The 19,931-nt window shown below is 60.7% G+C and carries 21 protein-coding genes and 2 tRNA genes; 11 read left to right on the forward strand and 12 right to left on the reverse strand.

Features of this window, described 5'->3' with window-relative positions; translation table 11 throughout:
* Positions 1-8 precede the first annotated feature (8 nt).
* The 5 genes from K3756_RS07860 to K3756_RS07880 all read right to left on the reverse strand — a co-directional run bounded on the left by K3756_RS07860 (position 9) and on the right by K3756_RS07880 (position 4,801).
* Positions 9-1,028 (reverse strand): ABC transporter permease, encoded by a 1,020-nt coding sequence (locus tag K3756_RS07860; RefSeq protein WP_259993523.1) that lies wholly within the window; start codon positions 1,026-1,028, stop codon positions 9-11.
* Complete coding sequence (locus K3756_RS07865; protein ID WP_259992795.1) at positions 1,028-1,960, reverse strand: ABC transporter permease; 933 nt, start codon at positions 1,958-1,960, stop codon at positions 1,028-1,030. Before K3756_RS07865 ends, K3756_RS07860 begins: the two co-directional genes overlap by 1 nt.
* Positions 1,961-1,968: 8 nt before the next feature.
* On the reverse strand, positions 1,969-3,546 hold the full coding sequence (locus K3756_RS07870) for a peptide ABC transporter substrate-binding protein (RefSeq protein ID WP_259992797.1): 1,578 nt from the start codon (positions 3,544-3,546) through the stop codon (positions 1,969-1,971).
* 191 nt (positions 3,547-3,737) lie between these two features.
* A tRNA-Asn gene (locus tag K3756_RS07875) sits at positions 3,738-3,812 on the reverse strand.
* Between the two features lie 59 nt (positions 3,813-3,871).
* Positions 3,872-4,801, reverse strand: coding sequence for an MBL fold metallo-hydrolase (locus K3756_RS07880; RefSeq protein WP_259992799.1), 930 nt, complete (start codon positions 4,799-4,801; stop codon positions 3,872-3,874).
* A gap of 44 nt (positions 4,802-4,845) precedes the next feature.
* Here K3756_RS07880 and K3756_RS07885 point away from each other — a divergent pair, with 44 nt between their 5' ends.
* Positions 4,846-6,165: an ATP-binding protein gene (locus tag K3756_RS07885; protein WP_259992807.1), complete on the forward strand. Its 1,320-nt coding sequence runs from the start codon at positions 4,846-4,848 to the stop codon at positions 6,163-6,165.
* Between the two features lie 74 nt (positions 6,166-6,239).
* Complete coding sequence (locus K3756_RS07890) at positions 6,240-7,442, forward strand: FAD-dependent oxidoreductase (RefSeq protein WP_259992816.1); 1,203 nt, start codon at positions 6,240-6,242, stop codon at positions 7,440-7,442.
* A 33-nt stretch (positions 7,443-7,475) separates the two neighbouring features.
* On the opposite strand, the gene K3756_RS07895 is transcribed toward K3756_RS07890, so the two are convergent.
* Positions 7,476-7,552, reverse strand: a tRNA-Ile gene (locus K3756_RS07895).
* A 117-nt stretch (positions 7,553-7,669) separates the two neighbouring features.
* Here K3756_RS07895 and purM point away from each other — a divergent pair.
* The 3 genes from purM to rnd are packed head-to-tail and all read left to right on the forward strand — an operon-like array spanning position 7,670 to position 10,527.
* Positions 7,670-8,716: a phosphoribosylformylglycinamidine cyclo-ligase gene (purM, locus tag K3756_RS07900; RefSeq protein ID WP_259992824.1), complete on the forward strand. Its 1,047-nt coding sequence runs from the start codon at positions 7,670-7,672 to the stop codon at positions 8,714-8,716.
* Positions 8,716-9,312: a phosphoribosylglycinamide formyltransferase gene (gene purN / locus K3756_RS07905; protein WP_259992833.1), complete on the forward strand. Its 597-nt coding sequence runs from the start codon at positions 8,716-8,718 to the stop codon at positions 9,310-9,312. The genes purM and purN overlap by 1 nt, the downstream gene beginning before the upstream one ends.
* 57 nt (positions 9,313-9,369) lie before the next feature.
* Positions 9,370-10,527 (forward strand): ribonuclease D, encoded by a 1,158-nt coding sequence (gene rnd, locus K3756_RS07910; protein WP_259992844.1) that lies wholly within the window; start codon positions 9,370-9,372, stop codon positions 10,525-10,527.
* A gap of 17 nt (positions 10,528-10,544) precedes the next feature.
* On the opposite strand, the gene K3756_RS07915 is transcribed toward rnd, so the two are convergent.
* On the reverse strand, positions 10,545-11,069 hold the full coding sequence (locus tag K3756_RS07915) for a hypothetical protein (RefSeq protein WP_259992846.1): 525 nt from the start codon (positions 11,067-11,069) through the stop codon (positions 10,545-10,547).
* A 128-nt stretch (positions 11,070-11,197) separates the two neighbouring features.
* Here K3756_RS07915 and K3756_RS07920 point away from each other — a divergent pair, with 128 nt between their 5' ends.
* Positions 11,198-11,608, forward strand: a complete 411-nt coding sequence (locus tag K3756_RS07920) for a SufE family protein (RefSeq protein ID WP_259992848.1) — start codon at positions 11,198-11,200, stop codon at positions 11,606-11,608.
* On the opposite strand, the gene K3756_RS07925 is transcribed toward K3756_RS07920, so the two are convergent.
* The 5 genes from K3756_RS07925 to bmt all read right to left on the reverse strand — a co-directional run bounded on the left by K3756_RS07925 (position 11,605) and on the right by bmt (position 14,838).
* Positions 11,605-12,240 carry a DUF1638 domain-containing protein gene (locus tag K3756_RS07925; RefSeq protein ID WP_259992850.1) on the reverse strand — a complete coding sequence of 212 codons (636 nt, stop codon included), beginning with the start codon at positions 12,238-12,240 and terminating at the stop codon, positions 11,605-11,607. The two genes, K3756_RS07920 and K3756_RS07925, sit on opposite strands and share 4 nt — an antisense overlap.
* Entirely contained in the window at positions 12,237-12,392 is a 156-nt protein-coding gene (locus K3756_RS07930; RefSeq protein WP_259992852.1) for a hypothetical protein, read from the reverse strand. Before K3756_RS07930 ends, K3756_RS07925 begins: the two co-directional genes overlap by 4 nt.
* Positions 12,393-12,444: 52 nt before the next feature.
* On the reverse strand, positions 12,445-12,963 hold the full coding sequence (gene alaE, locus K3756_RS07935) for an L-alanine exporter AlaE (RefSeq protein WP_259992854.1): 519 nt from the start codon (positions 12,961-12,963) through the stop codon (positions 12,445-12,447).
* On the reverse strand, positions 12,927-13,625 hold the full coding sequence (locus K3756_RS07940; protein WP_259992856.1) for a B12-binding domain-containing protein: 699 nt from the start codon (positions 13,623-13,625) through the stop codon (positions 12,927-12,929). The genes alaE and K3756_RS07940 overlap by 37 nt, the downstream gene beginning before the upstream one ends.
* A gap of 196 nt (positions 13,626-13,821) precedes the next feature.
* On the reverse strand, positions 13,822-14,838 hold the full coding sequence (gene bmt, locus K3756_RS07945) for a betaine--homocysteine S-methyltransferase (protein ID WP_259992866.1): 1,017 nt from the start codon (positions 14,836-14,838) through the stop codon (positions 13,822-13,824).
* Positions 14,839-15,029: 191 nt separating this feature from the next.
* Here bmt and purC point away from each other — a divergent pair, with 191 nt between their 5' ends.
* Genes purC through K3756_RS07970 form a run of 5 tightly spaced genes read left to right on the forward strand, consistent with a single transcriptional unit; the run spans position 15,030 to position 19,888 of the window.
* Positions 15,030-15,791: a phosphoribosylaminoimidazolesuccinocarboxamide synthase gene (gene purC, locus K3756_RS07950; RefSeq protein WP_259992875.1), complete on the forward strand. Its 762-nt coding sequence runs from the start codon at positions 15,030-15,032 to the stop codon at positions 15,789-15,791.
* Positions 15,792-15,843: 52 nt separating this feature from the next.
* Positions 15,844-16,074, forward strand: coding sequence for a phosphoribosylformylglycinamidine synthase subunit PurS (gene purS / locus K3756_RS07955; RefSeq protein WP_259992883.1), 231 nt, complete (start codon positions 15,844-15,846; stop codon positions 16,072-16,074).
* Positions 16,074-16,742: a phosphoribosylformylglycinamidine synthase subunit PurQ gene (purQ, locus tag K3756_RS07960; protein ID WP_259992894.1), complete on the forward strand. Its 669-nt coding sequence runs from the start codon at positions 16,074-16,076 to the stop codon at positions 16,740-16,742. Before purS ends, purQ begins: the two co-directional genes overlap by 1 nt.
* 37 nt (positions 16,743-16,779) lie before the next feature.
* Positions 16,780-18,549 carry an ATP-binding protein gene (locus K3756_RS07965; protein WP_259992910.1) on the forward strand — a complete coding sequence of 590 codons (1,770 nt, stop codon included), beginning with the start codon at positions 16,780-16,782 and terminating at the stop codon, positions 18,547-18,549.
* A gap of 4 nt (positions 18,550-18,553) precedes the next feature.
* Positions 18,554-19,888 carry a sigma-54 dependent transcriptional regulator gene (locus K3756_RS07970; protein WP_259992911.1) on the forward strand — a complete coding sequence of 445 codons (1,335 nt, stop codon included), beginning with the start codon at positions 18,554-18,556 and terminating at the stop codon, positions 19,886-19,888.
* The last annotated feature ends 43 nt before the right edge of the window (positions 19,889-19,931 follow it).

The following is a 19,931-nucleotide window of genomic DNA, read 5'->3' on the forward strand; positions in this document are numbered from 1 at the left end:
GGCATCCTCTATCCCAGATAGGACGGTTTGCCTGTGCGTGTCAGACTGTTGGCCAACGCAAACACACTTAGCACCAGTCCCACGAGAACGACCGTTGCCGCGATCAAGGGCAGGGGGCGGCTGTCCATTTGGGCGGCGGCGTCGGCGATAAAGGTGCCCAGACTGATGTACGGCTCCTGCAGTCCGAGCGCCAGAAAGGAAAGCGCGCTTTCCTGTGTGACGGCCCGCGCGAATGTGACCGCAGCAAACGGAGCCAGCACCACAGCCATATTGGGCAGGATATGGGTACGGATTAGCCGCAGGGGGGATTGACCCAAAGCGCGGGCGGCCTGCACGAAGGGTTCGGATTTTAGCCCGAGCGCGGCGCCACGGCACACACGCACGGCATCTTGCAGCTCAACCAGCGCGACCAATAGTGCCAGCGCCAGCACGGAGGGCCCGAAATACAAAATGCCCAACGCGACGACGATGTAGGGCGGCAACGCATAAAGCATTTCGAGGCCGCGCATGATCGTGTGGTCGGCCCACCGCGGTCCGAACGCGGCAGCCGTTCCCAGAAAAGCCCCGAGCGCCAGAACAAAAAGCGTCACCAGTCCTGCAAACAGCGCGGTAGTGCGCGCGCCATGCACGAGCCTTGCCAGCTGGTCGCGGCCCAGCCGGTCTGTTCCCAACGGATGTCGCTGGCGTGTGATGTCGGCCTCGATCACCTTCGGATCATCCGTCCCGCGCCAGCGCGACAGGGCGCCGGGCTGCTGGTTCAGGAAAGCGAGCATTTCGGAGGGTTGCTCCAGCGGCTTGGGCAACCGGACCGTCGCGTGCGGCGAAGTGAGGGTCACGGCCGCCTCCGCGACCCCGATCGCGGACAGGGCGCGCCGCGCCTGTTCTTCGATCTGCGGCAGAGGCGGGCGCTGTGACATACTGGCAGGCAAATAGGTTCTGCCAAGATCCTGACTGCGCGGATCATGCGACACTGCGGCAGGCAACACGGTGACGGCAAGGATCAGCCCCAAAAGCACCAGCGCTCGCATCACCCGGCCCGCTCCAGCCGCGGATCGAGCAAAACATAGGCGATGTCGACACATACGTTCACCGTGATGACCACGAGTGCGGTGATGATTGTCGCGGCGGACAGCACTGGATAATCGCGGGCAATTGCTGCGTCGATAAAGACCCGCCCCAGACCCGGAATATTGAAAACCGTCTCCACGATTGCAGCCCCCAACAACACACCGGCAATCAGTGTCCCCGCATAGGAGAGCGTCGGGATCAATGCACGGCATAGGGCATGGCGGTGTACAGTCTGTGCACGGCTGGTGCCTTTGGCCCGGGCCGTGCGGACGCTTTCATGGCGCAGCGCGTCCTGCAGCGCGGGCGCACAGAGCATATAGAGCGCGGCCGTCAGGGGCAGGGCCAGCGCAATCACGGGAAGGATCAGGCCGCGCGCTGCGCTGTCGGCGGTCCCCGAGACGGGCAGCACCTGCAACCACACCCCGAACACCAGCGAAAGAAGCGGCGCCGTGACAAAGACCGGAACGCTCGATGCGGTAGCGGCCAGCACCAGAGCCCGACGCCGTGTGCGTTCAAGCCGCGTAGCCACGAAACTGGCACTCAGAAGCGCCCCGATCACCGCAATAACCAGTGTGGGTATGGCGATCATCAGCGTCAAGGGCAGAGCGTTTGCCACGATCGACACGACCGTTTGGCCGGAATAGACGTAGCTTTCGCCGAAATCCCCGCGCAACGCGCTGCTGAGCCAGCTTGCGAATTGCTGCGTCAGCGGTCGGTCTGCACCAACGGCGCGCCTTGCGTTTTCGATGCGGGTGCTATCGAGAAAAACGCTGTTGAACGGCCCACCCGGTACGGCCCGGCTGATGAAAAACGACAGGGTCGCGACGGCGGACACCGCAAGTGCCGACCACAAGAGCCGCCCGAGGATATACCTGAATTGAGCGGCTGCCATCTCGTGACCTAAGGCACGATGCTCAGGTGGCGCGTGAGCCGGGGCCCGCCGCCCAGCCGTTGGCGCCCCTGAACGCGTTCGCTGATCAATTCCGCCAGCCGCACGCTCACAAGCGGAAGCACGGCATGGCTGTCGAGTATGTCTTGCTCGGCTTCGACCAAAAGGGCGGCCCGCGCGGCTTTATCCGTTTGCGCGGCCGCGCGGGCCAGCAGGCGATCGACCGTATCGGATGTCCGGTTCGAAATATTTCTGGAACCACCGATCAGAAAAAGCTCGAGAAAGGTGGTTGCATCTGAGTTGTCCGACAGCCAGCCAAAGGTTGCCACGTCGTAGTCGCGGTTGGCGTCGAACATTTCGTAATGCGCGGCAAAATCACGGATCGAGAATTCGACATTGATGCCGTAGCGCCCCCAGACGTCGGCCACATGAAGTGCGATCGGTCCTTCATCGGGAATGGCACTGTGAGCCAGCGTCAACGTCAGCGGCGATTGCGGTGAGATGCCCGCAGCCCTTAAAAGGCGCTGCGCTTCTTGCGTACGCTCGAATCGCGTCATGTCGAGAAAATCGAGCGTCGGACCGGGATCGGGATAGTTCAACACGCCTGCCGGAACGATGCTGCGCAGGGGCGGCATGAGCCCGGCCAGAACGTCGCCCGAGATCACGTCGCGGTCAATCAGCAGATCAAGGGCGCGCCGCACGGTCCGGTCATCCAGCGGCGGCCGCGTGACGTTCAGCGCATAGTAATAGGCCGAAACCGTTTCGGGCGTATACAACTGCGCGCGCAGGGCGTCATCCATCGTGATCGCCCGATCGGTCGGGATATAGGGGCATATATCAATATCGCCGACGCGGAACAGCCGCACGCAGGTGTCGGCGTTTTCGATGACCTGATAGGTCAGCCGGGTGATGTCGACACCCGCGGCATCGCGGTAATGCGGATTGGCCACAAGCGTGTACCGGTCGTTTGCCGTTTGATCGACCAGCATGTAGGCGCCGCTGTAATGGACATCGGGCCCCGCGCGTGCTGGCGTTGCGGCAGGCAGGCTCAGCAGTTCCTCCAGATAGGTGACCGGCGTGTCCAGTTCGATGCGCAAGCGCTCCGGCGACACGGCGATGACGCCCAGCGTTTCGGGGTCGGCAGTGCCCGCGATGATCGCTTGCGCGCCCGTGATCGCATTCAGGGACGCGGCATAGGGCGATGCGGTGTCGGGGAGAAATAGCAAGCGAAAACCGCGCACGAAATCGCCCGCTGTAATCCGTTGGCCGTCCGACCAGCGCGCCTCTGGATCGAGCTCGAACTCCCAGCTCAGCCCATCCTCCGCGACCTCCCACGCCCGCGCCACGCCCCGCGCGGCGGCGCCTGTCTGATCGGTGCTGAGAAGCCCTTCGTGCAGATCCTGTACAACGAAAAATTCCTGATCCAGCGATATCTTGCGCGGATCGAGCGTTCGCGGCGAGGCGACCAGCGCAAACCGTGCCTCGCTCCCCTCGGCCCGCCCATCCGCAGGCAGACAGCAGAGCAGGGCAACGGCAATAGCCGCGGCTCGAAATGGCGTCGGAAAAAGCTGTGAAAAAATGCGGTTCATGAGCGAAACGATACCGGTGCGGTGGCCTTAGGCAAAGCGTTTTTCTTGGGCCGCGATGCGTGGATCTGAGGTTGGATCAGGTCCTCGATACAGGCGAACTACGACTGCGAAGAAACGGGTGTTCGGCGTCAGGGAAAATCCCAGCAGACGCAAAAAAACCGTCTAAGGTGATTGCCCTAAACGGTTTATTATGGCTCCGACGGTAGGGATCGAACCTACGACCAATTGATTAACAGTCAACTGCTCTACCGCTGAGCTACGTCGGAACGGTTCGCACCGTATAGCGATGGTGATTTGGCGCGTCCAGTGGAATTTTTGCGCAAAATCAGATTTTTTTCGCCGGGGTTGCGAGGGCAAAATCCGCTTCACTGTGCAGCGGGCCATGCGGGTGAATATGCCCGCGTTTATGCAGATCGATCAGGTGCGCCAGCACGTTGCGGGAGGCGGCATTCAAGAGCGCGGGTGGCGCGTCATTGTAGATTAGGGTGGCGAGTGCTGCGGCATTGGCAGGACCGCGTTGCAGGTGGTCGAGTATGGCGGCTTCGCGACCCTTGCGGTGCGACACCAGCCAGTCGAGGCGGGCGTTCGGGGTGTCGATCTGCGCGCCGTGGCCGGGGTAGAACACACGCCAGTTACGGTTTTGAAGCATGACGCAGGAGGCCATGAAGTCGGTCAGATCGCCGTCTGGCGGAGATACAATTGACGAGGCCCACCCCATAACATGGTCCGCGGTAAAGCAGGCGTCGTTCCAGCCAAGGCAGATGTGATTGCCCAAATGGCCGGGTGTGTGCAGGACATCGAGCTGCCAGTCCGCGCCCGTGATCCGGTCACCATCGCGCAGCGTTGTGTCAGGTACGAAATCGGTGTCGATGCCTTCTCCGCCACCGAGGTTTTCGCGGGCTGCCAATTCGGCCATAACATCTGACCGTCCAGCGGTCGCATCTCCGAAAGCCAGAACCGGCGCACCGGTCCGTTCAGCCAGCGGGCGGGCGAGCGGGGAGTGGTCGAGATGGCTGTGCGTCACGACGATATGGCTGATGCGCTGGCCAGGCTCGAGGGCCGAAAGGATCGCCGCCAGATGGTCGTCATTGTGCGGACCGGGGTCAATCACGGCAAGATCGCGCGTGCCCAGCAGATAGGTGTTCGTGCCCCGGTACGTCATCGGCGACGGATTTGGCGCCACGATGCGCCGCAGGCCTTCCTGAAGCCTTTCGGGAACGCCGACGGGGGGATCAAAGTCATCAGGTGGCGTCACGTTTGGACCTTTCACAAAACCGCGTTGCTGCGTAGGTTTAGCCCATGTCCTTTGCATGGCTCAAACGATATGTCCCGCGCGGAATTTACGGCCGCGCCGCGTTGATCCTGATGTTGCCGGTCGTGTGCCTGCAACTCGTGGTGACCGTCATTTTCGCGCAGCGCCATTTCGAGGGCGTCACCCACCAGATGGCGGACGCGGTGGTGCGCGAGCTGGCGCTGGTCCAGCAGGTCGCGGCTCAGGCCGGCACAGCCGAGGATATCCCGGCCGTCATCGGGGAGGAGCTGGCACCGTTGCAAATGTCGGTCCTGCCCGCGACCGATGTGCCGATGACCAATGAACGCGTTTGGTACGATTACTCGGGCCGCGTTCTTATCGCGCGGTTGCAAGACCGTTTGGCGGGGTTCCGCGCCGTTGATCTGACTGATCTGTCCCAAGTGACGTTGTGGATGGAGACGGGCAATGGGCCGGTTCGGGTTGTCTTTGAACGGCGCAGGATTACCGCGTCCAACCCACACCAGCTTTTTGTTTATACGATTGTTTTCGGCATGATCATGACGCTGATTGCATCGGTTTACCTGCGCAACCAACTGCGCCCGATCAAACGGCTTGCCCGCGCCGCGGATGCGTTCGGACGCGGGCAGCACATGCCCTATACGCCTGCGGGTGCGGTTGAGTTGCGTGCGGCGGGCGCGGCGTTCGTGGCGATGCGCGCGCGGATCGAGCGCCATATCGAACAACGCACGCTGATGCTGTCGGGGGTGAGCCATGATCTGCGCACGCCGTTGACCCGCATGCGGTTGGGTCTTTCGATGATGGATGACGAAGAAGCCGCACCGCTCTTGCGCGATGTGGAGGACATGCAGGGGATGCTTGATGAATTCCTCAGCTTTGCCAAGGGCGCGGCAGAGGGGGAGCCGGAGAAGCTTGACCCGATCGCATTGGTGCAGGAGGTGGTTGCCGATGCCAAACGGGCAGGGCGGGACGTGACGCTCTTGCCGATCGAGGGCGATGGGGACGGGACCATGCGGTTGCGCCGCGGTGCTATCGTGCGGGCAATCGACAATCTGATCTCGAATGCCGTGCGCTATGGCTCGCGGGCGCAGGTCTCGGTGATGCTGAGTGACAAGGTGCTGCGCATCCGCGTTGACGACGATGGGCCCGGTATCCCGCAGGACCAGCGTGAAGATGCAACACGCCCCTTTACCCGGCTTGATGTAGCGCGCAACCAGAACAAGGGCGGTGGCGTCGGATTGGGGCTGGCAATTGCAGTCGATGTCGTGCGCGGCCACGGCGGCGTTTTGCGGCTGGGCGAGGCAGACGAGCTCGGCGGTTTGCGGGCGGATATCGTGATCGGCCGTTAGCGGCAGAATGACGCTGGCGGAACGAACAGCTGTGCCGTCGTGTTTCCTTTCCATAGAGAGATAGGAGATCCCCCATGGTAAAAAGTGCATTGATTGCAGGCGCAGGTGTTGCAGGGCCGACGACAGCGTATTGGCTTGCGAAACACGGATGGGACGTAACGGTGATTGAACGCGCAGGCGATTTGCGCCTCGGTGGGCAAAATATCGATATTACGGATGCCGCCCGCGACATCGTCGAGCAGATGGGCATCGAAACCGCGATCAAGGACAAGCACACCGGCGAGAAGGGATTGATGTTTGTGGACACGGACAATGTCTCCAAGGCCGAATTCCCCACACAAAGCAAAGGATCGCTGACGCGCGAGATCGAGATTCTGCGCGGCGATCTGGTCAAAATCATCGTCGACGCGACCCCCGAAAGCGTTTCTTACCGTTTCGACACGACGATCAAGGCTCTCGATCACAAGGAGGATGGCGTCGGGGTTACTTTCGACGATGACACGACCGAGGAGTTCGACATTGTCATCGCGGCAGACGGGATGAATTCGCGCACCAGACCGATGATTCTGGGCGAGGGTGACTATACGGACTACCTTGGCGTCTGGTCGTCCTATTTTACCGTGCCACGCATCGAGGCCGACAATGACTGGTGGCGCTGGTATACCAGCCCTTCGGGTGTGATCGCCTTCCTGCGGCCCGACAACAAGGGGACGATGCGCGCCTCTGTCAACTTCCAGACCGACGACAATGATCCACCCCACATGACGCTGGAGGATAAGAAGGACCGGCTGCGCGCGCGACTTTCAGGGGCAGGATGGGAATGCGACAGGCTGGCGAAGGCGCTGGATGACGTCGAGGATATCTTTCTGGGCCCATTGCACCAGATCAAGGCGGACAGCTGGTCGCACGGGCGCAGTGTACTGGTCGGCGATGCTGCCTATTGCCCGACGCCCTATACCGGAATGGGCACGACGATCGCGATCATCGGCAGCTATATCCTCGCCAACGAATTGGCCACACACGACGACCACGCGGCCGTATTCGCAGCATACGAAGAAAAATTCAGGGCCTTTGCCAAACAGGCGCAAAAACTGCCACCCGGCGTGCCGGATGCAGCTTATGCCAATTCGATGTTCAAGGTGAAACTGGTCAATTCCGGCGCTGCATTGGCTGCCTCAACGCCGGTGCAATCGGTTCTGTCGCTGTTTGGCGGCGGGGATGAGGAAAAATCCAATGACTTCGATCTGCCCCAGTATGAGACCGCACGATCAGCCTGAGCGTGATCGCATGATTGAATACAGCGGTGGGAATGGTAGGCCCGGCAGGACTTGAACCCGCAACCAAAGCGTTATGAGCGCTCTGCTCTAACCAATTGAGCTACAGGCCCGCCATGGGCTTTGGGTATTGTGCGGGCGCGGCGGCGTCAAGACTTTGCGTTGCGACTTTCGGCACAATCATTTAGGTCCGGCGCAACGCAAACAGTGACGCGCAAAAGGGCCCTATCATGCCAGAGCAAAAAAACGGGATCACATACGCAGACGCCGGTGTGGACATCGATGCAGGCAATGCGCTGGTCGAACGGATCAAGCCCGCGGCCAAGCGCACATCGCGGCCCGGTGTCATGGCCGGACTGGGTGGATTTGGTGCGCTTTTTGATCTGAAAGGCGCAGGCTTTACAGATCCGGTGCTGGTCGCGGCGACGGACGGCGTGGGTACGAAACTGCGCATTGCGATCGATACCGGCAATGTCGACAGCGTGGGCATCGACCTCGTGGCGATGTGCGTCAACGATCTGGTCTGCCAAGGCGCGGAGCCTTTGTTTTTCCTCGATTACTTTGCCTCGGGTAAGTTGGAGATCGATCACGCCGCGCGGATCATCGAAGGCATCGCAAAAGGCTGCGAATTGTCCGGTTGTGCCCTCATCGGGGGGGAGACGGCGGAAATGCCCGGCATGTATGCTGAAGGAGATTTCGATCTGGCGGGATTCTCTGTCGGCGCGATGGAACGGGGGGCGGGCCTGCCCACAGCGGTACAACGGGGGGACGTGCTGCTGGGGCTGGCGAGTGACGGCGTCCATTCCAACGGCTTCAGTCTCGTCCGCGTCATCGTGGAACACTCCGGTCTTGGCTGGGATGATCCATGCCCGTGGGATGGGGGTACGCTTGGTGAGGCATTGCTGACACCGACGCGGCTCTATGTGAACGCCGCGCTCGCGGCCCACCGTGCGGGTTTCGTCAATGCGCTTGCGCATGTGACGGGTGGCGGTCTGACCGAAAATCTGCCGCGCGTCCTGCCCGAGGGGCTGGGCGCGCGGATCAACCTTGATGCATGGGAGTTGCCTCCGGTTTTCCGCTGGCTGACCGCCCATGGCGGCATGGACGAAGCGGAACTGCTCAAGACCTACAACTCGGGGATCGGCATGATCGTTGTCTGCCCGGCCGACAAGGCAGATGCGGCAGCCAAGCTTCTCGAGGATCAAGGCGAAACCGTTTTCACCATCGGTGAAGTCGTCAGCGGTAACGGCGTGTCCTACGAGGGCTGCCTCGTCTGATGACACGCGTTGCGGTCTTTATTTCCGGTGGCGGCTCCAACATGGTCAGCCTGCTAGAAGATATGGCGCGGCCGGGCCATGCGGGCCGACCATGTGTTGTGCTGTCCAACACTGCCAGCGCAGGCGGGTTGGCCAAGGCGCAAGCGATGGGTGTGACTACGGCCGTCGTTGACCATCGTCCGTTTGGCGGCGACCGCGCAGCATTTGAAGCGGCGCTTGATGCCGCTCTGGCCCCTTTTGAACCCGATCTTATCTGTCTGGCAGGTTTCATGCGCAAGTTGACAGCGGGGTTTACCGACCCAAGGGCGGGCCGGATGATCAATATCCACCCGTCGCTGCTGCCCAAGTACAAGGGCCTTCATACCCACGCCCGGGCGCTTGACGCTGGCGACGGGGTGCATGGCTGTACCGTACACGAGGTAACCGCGGCGCTCGATGACGGGCCGATTTTGGGACAGGCCCAGGTGCCTGTCTTGCCCGGTGACACGCCGGACACATTGGCAGCACGGGTTCTGGTGCAAGAACACCGCCTCTATCCGGCGGTACTGCGCCGTTTTGCCGCCGGGGATCGCACGCCGCTCTTCTTGGAAAGCTGACTGGTAAAAGCCCGCGCTTTTCGATACCCCTTGGAAAAGCCTTGGGAACATCTGTTTATGCGTACCATTACGACCACCGACGCGCTGCGGGACTATTGCGAAGAAGCAGCCAAGCACGATTATATAACGGTGGATACGGAGTTCCTGCGGGAGCGGACCTACTATTCCAAGTTGTGCCTGCTGCAACTGGCGATGCCCGGCACGGATGACAGCAACGCGGTGTTGGTCGATCCGCTGGCCAACGGTCTGTCGCTTGAGCCATTGTACGAGCTCTTTCGCAACAAGGCCGTGGTCAAGGTGTTTCATGCCGCGCGGCAGGATCTCGAAATCTTCTTTGTCGACGCACAGGTCTTTCCCGAGCCGTTGTTCGATACGCAAGTGGCGGCCATGGTGTGCGGCTTTGGCGAGCAGGTGGGCTACGAGACGCTGGTGCGCAAGATTGCAAAGCAGTCGCTGGACAAGACATCACGGTTCACTGACTGGTCACGCCGTCCGCTGACCGATGCGCAAAAGCAATACGCAATTGCCGATGTCACGCACCTGCGCCAGATCTATGAGTTTCTGGCCGAGCGGCTGGACGAGACCAGCCGTCATAAATGGGTCGCGGAAGAACTGCGTATTTTGACAAACCCCGATACCTACATCACCAAACCGCGCGATGCGTGGAAGCGGGTAAAGACACGGACCAATTCGGGACGGTTTCTTGCGGTTGTCCGCGAGCTTGCCGCGTTTCGCGAGCAATTCGCGCAGGACCGCAACATCCCGCGTAACCGCGTCTTCAAGGATGACGCAATGGTGGAGCTCGCCTCCAACAAGCCCAAATCACTCGAAGAGCTTGGCCGGTCGCGCCTGTTGTTGCGCGAAGCGCGCAAAGGGGACATCGCCGATGGCATCCTGAAGGCTGTGGCGGACGGGCTGGCCGTTTCTAACGACGATGTGCCCCAGCCGGACCGGTCGCGCGAAAAGCTGCAGGTCAATCCGGCGCTGGCCGATCTGTTGCGGGTTCTGTTGAAGGCAAAGACCGAAAGCGCGGGCGTTGCGGCCAAACTGATTGCCACGGCGTCGGACCTTGATGCAATCGCCGCGGGTCAGCGCGATGTGCAGGCCCTGAGCGGCTGGCGTAGGGAAGTGTTTGGCACCGATGCGATCAAATTGTGCGAAGGCCAGATCGCTTTGACGGCTGTCGGATCATCCGTGAAGGTTGTCGAGGTTTAGGCGCCGCTGCGCAGGCCCTAGCGCCGCACCACCTGGGCATTGCGCAGCCCTTCGACACGAATGGTGCGCACGCCCCGCAGATCCTGATCGGTGAGTTTGCGCGCAGCGGTCACTTCGCGCGTGGCCTGTGCGCCGACCCGTGTCGGATCTTCCGGGCGCAGACCCTCAAGCCGGTAGGTCAGAACACCGTCAACGGGCGTTTCGTCTTCTGTGGCCGGCGTCAATTGCACGTCATAGATGCCTTGCCGCGCAGCCAGCCCCGTGGCCCGGACAATAGCACCCCCCGGCACACGCTCGATGCGCAGACCGGTGACCTGATCGAAGGGCGTGCCTGCATAGACAACTCCCGTGTCCGCCCGGCGCGAGAAAAAGCCTGTCGATTGCGGGATAAGCGGATTGACCGGCTTTGCATCGCTTTCGACGACAGGTTCCGACTGCGCGCGGCCGAACCAGTTGAAAGGATTGATATTGCTATCGCGCACAACGCCACAGGCGCCGAGGGTCATGGTTGCGACCAAAAGGGCGGAGAGGGTATTGCGCATGGAACCTGCCAAAAGTCTATGTTCGTTCCAATCGGACTACCGCATCTGGACAGGCTTGGGAAGGGGCTGGACGTTTGGCGGTGCGGCAACTAACTGGAAGCTGGACGCACATCGCAAGGAGACGCTGCATGGCCACGCCCGCCTTCGAAGACCTGGTTGAGGATTTTGAATTTCTCGACGATTGGGAAGACCGTTACCGCCACGTGATCGATCAGGGCAAGGCAATGGATGCACTGGCCGAAGAACTCCGCGTGCCGGCGACAAAGGTCGATGGCTGCGCCAGCCAGGTTTGGCTTCATGCGGAAATGCAAAACGGCAAACTTCATTTCGATGGTGCGTCGGATGCGATGATCGTTTCCGGCCTCATCGCTGTTTTGCGCCAGCTTTACAATGGCTTGACGCCCGCGCAGGTCTTGGCCGTAGACGCACGAGCGGAAATGGGCCGTTTGGGTCTGAACGACCATTTGTCCGCACAACGCTCAAACGGTCTGACCGCTATGATCGAACGGGTGCGCGAAACCGCAGCCGCTTCCGCCTAAAGGGCCGAGAGGCTGCGCGCCAGATCGCCGTAGCCGGTAAAGCGGCGTTCGAATGCGAGGCCCAGACGCTGTGCGCATTCTTGCGCTTTGCCGGTCAGCGTAGGGTCATCCGTCTGTGCCTGATAGACCAGCTTGGTATAGTTGCCGAAATACATGTCGCGCAGTTCGGGGTGTCGGTCGAGCCCCATCGGTTTCATGATGAAGGCATCGAATTGGCGCACTAGGAAATCAGTCAGATAGAAGGTCGTGATTTCATCTTCCGAGATTTCGGCAAATTTGGCGTTGCCTTCAAAAAAGCTGTAGCAGTGGGGGCCCGCGATCATCTCTATTCCCAGCTCGTCACATGCGGATTTGAGCAGGCCACCGGTGCCGCAATCCGCATAAGCCACAAAAATAGCGCTGTAGGTGGTACGATGCCTGGCCACCGTATCGCGGACCGCATCGGTGATCCGTTCGGGGTACAGATGCAATTTGGCAGGCAAGCAGGTCAGATCGATGTGATCCCATCCGCTGATCCGCTTGAGATCCAGAATTTCGCGCGCCAACGCGCCACAGGCGATCACCAGAACGCGCCCCGCGGGTCGGGTCAGCGGCAGACCTGTTTCAGTAAGCGCGCTGTCATCAAGCGTCATCGGGTGAACCAGCGGACCGCGACGGCAAGGATCATGAAGGCGGGCAGGGCCGCCACAAGCAGTGCGGCGCTGCATTGCGAAAGCAGCCAGACGGTCACGCCGGCGGCCACGATGACGAGAGCAAGAATGAAGATCAGATGGCGCAGGGGCATGGCGGTTCCTTTCGCTCACAATATAGGGGGTGATGTGGCGCGGGAAAAGATATCAGCCGCCCAATGACATCGGCGCCTGCCCCCGACCGGTGACGCCCATGCGGGCTCGGACCCATTCGAGGAACATCCCATAGGGTCGGCCCAGCACAAGCATCATGACCGAAACGCCAAGGGCGCCGCGCGTGATCTCCGCGCCCTCTGCACCCCCAAGAACGATGATCGCGATGTAGATCGGCACCTGAAACACCAAAAGCGCTGCCCCGTCCCAGAACAGCAGCCGAAGGCCGCGGGGCTGCCCCGCGATCCGCAGGACAAAATCGCGCCACATGCCGTATGGCCGAGCCGTCAGCACCATCAACGGCGCCCCGATCAGCCGCGCATCGAGTACTTCGGCCCAGTCCATACCGGCGATGAACCGTTCATTGATGATGCCGGTGCAGGTGAAAAACACGACCAGCGCAAGCGTATCCGCAAAAAAACCGCGCCAACCCAAGGGGGATCGCGCGGTTTTCTGGTTGTCGATCATCCGACGGATCAAGCTGTCTTGCTGTTGTGCTTGCGTCCGACCCATTCCTTCGCCGTCTCCACGGCAACCGCAGCATCGCGGCAATAGGCATCGGCGCCGATGGCCTTGCCGAATTCTTCGTTCAACGGCGCACCACCCACCAGCACGATATAGTCGTCGCGCACGCCTTGTTCGACCATCGTGTCGATGACGACTTTCATATAGGGCATTGTGGTCGTCAAAAGGGCGGACATGCCCAGGATGTCGGGCTGTTCGGCCTCCAGCGCTTCCATGTAGTTTTCGACGGGATTGTTGATGCCCAGATCAACCACCTCGAAACCGGCCCCCTCCATCATCATCGACACGAGGTTCTTGCCAATGTCGTGGATGTCGCCTTTGACAGTGCCGATCACCATCTTGCCCACGCGCGGGGCGCCGGTTTCGGCCAGAAGCGGTTTGAGGATGAACATGCCGCCTTTCATGGCGTTGGCGGCGAGCAAAACCTCAGGAACAAACAGAATACCGTCGCGGAAATCGTGGCCGACGATCGTCATACCGCCGACCAGAGCCTTGGTGAGAATGTCGTAAGGGGCCCAACCGCGTTCCAGCAGGATGTTGACCGCCTCTTCGATTTCCTCCTTCAGACCATCGTAAAGGTCGTCGAACATCTGTTGGACAAGTTCGTCGTCGTCCAGCTCGGACAGGATGATATCGTCTTCTTCGGACATCTGCTTTTCCTTCTGATCGCGGGCCCAATTCGCCCACCCGTCGAATCCCTTTTGTCAGAGATGCGTGATTTTACTAGGCGGTTTGCGACACGTCCCTGACGCAGGGCGACGTGGCCGGATGAATTGTGATCGCGTTTGCGTGTGGTGTGGGAGCGCCGTGCAGGAGCAGCGAAAAATGCTGCGCGCGCACAGAGGGTTAAGCCACGCGGCGGCGTCCCCGGCGGGGGCTGCGGGTGGGGCCTGCGCCATCGGTGCCGTCGCTGTCCGAAGAAAACGCACCCAATGCGGCCGTTATCTGTGGCAGCGAGGGGGCGGTCCCGGGCGCAGTGGTGTCGAGCGCTTCGCGCATTTTTTCAAGGTGTTCGGGCATGGTGCCGCAACAGCCGCCGATGATCCGCGCACCGCAATCGCGCGCCATCACCGCATAGGTGGCCATCAATTCCGGTGTGCCATCGTAATGGATGTGACCGTCGTGATATTTCGGGATGCCCGCGTTGCCCTTGGCGATCAAGGGCAGGTTGGCGTCCGCTGCGGTAAAGCCCAGAACCGTGCGCAGCAAATCCGAGGCGCCGGTGCCGCAGTTCGCGCCGAATGCGAGCGGTTTATGCGAAAGAGCGGCGACCATCTCGACCATCGCGGCAGAGGTCATACCCATCATGGTGCGTCCGGCCGTGTCGAAACTCATGGTGCCTGCCCATGGCAGACCCGCACGTGCAAACCCCTCGGCCGCGGCCCGGAATTCTTCGGGGGCGGAGATGGTCTCCAGCCAGCCGATATCGGCACCACCGGCTTTAAGCCCATCGGCTGTTTCATGAAACATTTCCACCGCATCAGCGTGCGTCAGGGTGCCCACAGGCTCCATGATGTCACCGGTGGGGCCCACGGATCCTGCCACGATCACGGGGCGCCCGGCCTTGTCCGCAATCTCGCGACCTAATTCGGCAGCAACGCGGCTCAGCTCGTGCGCGCGGTGCTGCGCGTCATGCAACTTGAGCCGCGAGGCGTTCGCCCCGAAGCTGTTGGTCAGGAACAGGTCCGATCCGGCATCGACCGCGCCACGGTAGAGCGTGCGAATTTTCTCGGGCGCGTCCGTGTTCCACAACTCGGGGGCGTCGCCGGACATCAGCCCCATGTTGAAAAGGTTCGTGCCCGTCGCACCGTCCGCCAGAAGGGTGCCTTTTTCTTCCAAAAGCCGTTCAAATACGGACGTCATGGCGCGTCTCCTTGGGGTAGGTGTGGGATTTTGTCTTCCCATGCAGCGGCTGATCTCACAAGATTCATAATCTTCATCTTGATTATGAGCCTTGGTCACATAGCCGCCGCTTGCAGCAGAGCGACCCTTGCACTAAGAGATGCCCAACGGGCGCGAGACCCCCTCGCGCCCAACGTCAGAAGGGTCTGCAGATGGCGCGCCGCAAGAAAATCTACGAAGGCAAAGCGAAGATTCTCTACGAAGGCCCGGAGCCCGGCACCATCGTCCAGTACTTCAAGGACGACGCAACCGCATTCAATGCCGAGAAGAAAGACGTGATCGACGGCAAAGGCGTGTTGAACAACCGGCTGTCCGAATACTTCATGACCGGCCTGAACCAGATCGGCGTTCCTACGCATTTCATCAAGCGTCTCAACATGCGCGAACAGCTGGTGCGCCAGGCCGAGATCGTGCCGCTCGAGGTGATCGTGCGCAATTACGCGGCAGGCACCATGTCGAAGCGGCTCGGGATTGACGAGGGCACACAGCTGCCGCGCCCCATCGTCGAGTATTGCTACAAGGATGACAGCCTCGGCGATCCGCTGGTCACCGAAGAGCATATCGCCGCATTCGGTTGGGCCAGCCAGCAGGATATGGATGATATTCTCAGCCTCGCCCTGAGAGTGAATGATTTTCTGTCGGGCATGATGCTGGCGGTCGGTATCCGGCTTGTCGATTTCAAGATCGAGATCGGACGGGTGTATGATGGCGATTTCCAGCGTCTGATCATCGCGGACGAGATTTCTCCGGACAGCTGTCGCCTGTGGGACATCGAGACCGGCCAGAAACTGGACAAGGACGTTTTCCGCCGTGATCTGGGGTCGCTGACCGATGCGTATACGGAGGTTGCCAGTCGTCTCGGGGTGATGCCCCGCACGTCGACACCGGTCACCAAACCGACGCTGATCAACTGACGCAGGCGTCGGAATTGAGTTTATTTTGCAAGATGAAGCAGGGGACGTTGCCATGAAAGCGCGGGTGCATGTGATGCTGAAGAACGGGGTTCTGGATCCTCAGGGCGAGGCGGTGCGGCACGCCTTGGGCGCGATGGGGTTTGATGGTGTCGAAGGTGTCAGGCAGGGCAAGGTCATCGAGCTTGATCTTGCGGAGGGTGCTACCGAGGCCGATGTGACGCGGATGTGCGAAAAGCTGTTGGCCAATACGGTCATTGAAAGCTACTCCATCGAGGTGGCGTGATGCGCGCGGCTGTTGTCGTTTTTCCGGGGTCCAATTGTGACCGCGATCTTGCTGTTGCGCTGGAGCGTGCCGGTGCGGATGTCTCCATGGTATGGCACAAGGATGATGCGCTGCCCGAGGGTGTCGACATCGTCGGCGTGCCGGGCGGTTTTTCCTACGGTGATTATTTGCGGTGTGGCGCGATTGCGGCCAATTCACCGATCTGCAAATCCGTAGCCGCGCATGCGGAACGTGGCGGTTATGTCCTGGGCATTTGCAACGGGTTTCAGGTTTTGACCGAAACCGGTTTGCTACCGGGGGCCTTGCTGCGCAATGCGGGGCTGAAATATATCTGCAAAACGGTCGGTTTGCGGGTCGAAACCTCCGCATCCGACTATACCTGCGGATACAACGCCGGCGATGTGATCGATATTCCGATTGCCCACCACGATGGCAACTATTTTGCGGATGCCGAAACGATAGCGATGCTGCAGGGCGAAGACCGTGTTGCTTTCACCTATACCGACAATCCGAACGGGGCACAGGCCGATATTGCGGGTATTCTGTCGCAAAACCGCCGTGTTCTGGGGATGATGCCGCATCCCGAGCGGGCGGCGGATGATGGCCACGGCGGCACCGATGGGGCGGCGCTCTTCCGCGCATTGGCCGGGGTACTGACAGCCGTCTGACTTGAGCCTGCAGACCCGCCCCGTTAGGGTGCGGTGAATGAACACGAACGGCGCGTCAACCAGCCCTTTGCGGCCAAACGGTATCGTCAGCTGGCGTTTGCGCGCGGGTCTTGTGGTTCTGCTTGTCCTGGCTGTTCTGGTGATTTCGGTGACCAACCGGTTGCTGACCGACAGGTTCACCGAAACCACGCGCAACCGTGCAGAGCTGCGGATTGCGCTTTATGGCGGCAACCTGTTGGCAGAATTGCGCCAGAACGCGATCGTTCCGCAATTGCTGGCGCGCGATCCCACGTTGATTACGGCTTTGCAGACGTCAAACTATTCGATGTCGACGCAGCGTTTGATTTCGTTTGTCGAGGAGATCGGTGCCGCGTCCCTGATGCTGTTTGATACGGACGGACGCACGGTTGCTGCGACGGACCGCAACCGGCTCGGATCTGCCCATCGGTCGGAGCCCTATTTCGTTGACGCGATCCGGTCCAATGCGACCATCTTCAGCGTGATCGAGCAGGAAACGGGCGGCTTCCGGTTTTTCTATTCCCGCCGTATTCAGGATGGTGGCACGACAGCGGGCGTGATTGCCGCCGAGGTGGATCTGCAAAAGTTCGAGCGCGCCTGGGCCGGAATTTCGGACGCCGTGATTGTCACCGACAGCACAAACCGTATCATTCTGGCGACGGAACCGCGTTGGCGGGGGCGCACCGAGGAAGAGGCCCTGGCCAACCAGACCCCCTTGAGTGCGATTGAACGGGCCATTCAGGCCACCGCGGATTGGACTGCATTGCCGCCCGATGCCTATTTGCAAGGCGAGGCGGTCATGCGTCTGGACGCGCGGGTGAATTTCCGTGGATGGCGGATGGTGAGCTATACGACCTACGCGTCCGTGCGCGAAAAGGTCAACGGGGTGCTGGCGCTGGAAGTCATGGGGTTTGCGATTCTGCTGGCGCTGAGTTTCTATGCGTTGAACCGGCGTACGGCGGGCAAGGCGCTGCTCTTCCAGCGGGAATCGGCAGAGCTTCGCGCATTGAACGCGGCCCTGCAGCGTGAAATCGCCGAGCGTAAACGCGTACAGCAAACGCTTGCCGTGGCCGAGCAGACGCTGGAGCAATCGAGCAAGCTGGCAGCACTTGGCGAAATGTCGGCGGCTGTGAGCCACGAGCTGAACCAGCCGCTGGCCGCAATGAAAACATATCTGGCGGGGGCGCGGTTGTTGTTGCGCCGTAACCGGCATGACGAGGCGCTGAGTTCATTTGGCCGGATTGACGATCTGATCGAACGGATGGGCGCGATCACGAGACAGCTGAAAAGCTATGCCCGCAAGGGGCAGGAGAGTTTTTCACCTGTAAACATGGGCGACGCGCTTGCCTCCAGCCTTTTGATGATGGAGCCGCAACTCCGGCAACGGCAGATCCAGATTTCGCGTATCCTGCCGGAAAACCCTGTTTACGTTCTGGGCGACCGGATGCGCATCGAACAGGTTTTGGTCAACCTCTTGCGCAATGCGCTTGATGCGACCAAATCCGAACGCAACCCCAGTGTTGAGATTATACTCAGTGCCGGAGAGACCGCGACCCTCACGGTGCGCGACAATGGCCCGGGTATCGAGGACCTAGATGCCCTGTTTGAGCCGTTCTATACAACAAAGCAGCCCGGTGACGGTGTCGGGCTGGGGCTTGCGATCTCTTCGGGGATCGTGGCTGACCTGGGTGGGCGGTTGACCGCACGCAACGGTCAGGCCGGTGGCGCGGTATTTGAAATGCAGTTGCCCATCTATGAGGGTGACAAGGAAGTGGAAGCGGCGGAGTAGAGATATGGCGCAAGCTATGAAAATCGCGATCGTGGACGACGAACAGGACATGCGGCAATCGATCAGCCAGTGGCTGGCGCTGTCTGGCTATGACACGGAGACCTTTGGCAGTGCGGAAGACGCGCTCAAGGTGCTGGGCCCCGAATATCCGGGAATTGTCATTTCGGATATCAAGATGCCCGGCATGGACGGCATGCAATTTCTGAAAAAATTGATGGGTAGTGACAGCGCATTGCCGGTAATCATGATCACCGGTCACGGTGACGTGCCGATGGCCGTGGAAGCGATGCGCGTGGGTGCGTTCGACTTTCTGGAAAAACCCTTCAATCCGGACCGGATGTCAGAACTGGCCAAGAAGGCAACCGCGACGCGCCGGTTGGTGATGGACAATCGCGTTTTGCGCCGCGAGCTGTCGGATGGCGGCCAGCTGATGAAAAAGCTGATCGGTCAGTCCCCCGTGATGGAGCGGTTGCGCGAGGATATTCTCGATCTGGGTCAGGCCGATGGGCATGTGCTGATCGACGGTGAAACCGGCACCGGCAAAACGCTCGTGGCGCATGCGTTGCACGCAGCCGGCGGGCGCGCTGGCAAGAAGTTCGTTCTGATCAGCTGCTCTGCCTTCGAGGAAGACGCGCTGAGCAAGCGGCTTTTCGGCCCCATGAATCCCGAGGACGCGCAATTGCCCGCGATCGAGGAAGCCCGCGGCGGCACGCTTGTTCTGGAAGATATCGAAACCCTGTCGGAAACTCTGCAGGCCCGATTGCTTTCGGCAATAAACGAGCAAGGTACGCCCGCCGAAACCCGTATCGTCGCCATCTCGAACCTGCAGGAAGCGGGACGGACATCCGAGGATGCCTTGCGCTCCGATCTGTTCTATCGGCTGGCCGCCTTGCGCATCACCGTGCCACCGCTGCGCCAGCGCGGAGAGGATATCCTGACGTTGTTTACCCGTCTGTCCGAGCAGTTCTCGGATGAATACGGCTGTGATGCACCCCAAGTGTCTGCGCAGGAAGCGGCACAACTGCTTCAGGCACCGTGGCCCGGCAACGTGCGCCAGTTGATTAACGTGGCCGAACGCGCGGTGCTGCAATCGCGGCGCGGCTCCGGCACGATTGCGTCCTTGCTGATGTCGGATCACGAGGAAATGCAACCCGTGATGACCACCGAAGGCAAACCGCTGAAGGAATATGTCGAAGCATTTGAACGGATGCTGATCGATAACACGATGCGTCGCCACAAAGGGTCGATCGCCAGCGTGATGGATGAGCTGTGCCTGCCACGCCGGACATTGAACGAAAAAATGGCGAAATACGGCTTGCAGCGGTCCGATTATCTGTAGGAACTACATACCAACATGAAAAAGGCCAGCGGCGGTTTTCCGG

Origin of the sequence: Sulfitobacter sp. S190 (genome assembly GCF_025141935.1) — a bacterium.
Classification (GTDB): Bacteria; Pseudomonadota; Alphaproteobacteria; order Rhodobacterales; family Rhodobacteraceae; genus Sulfitobacter.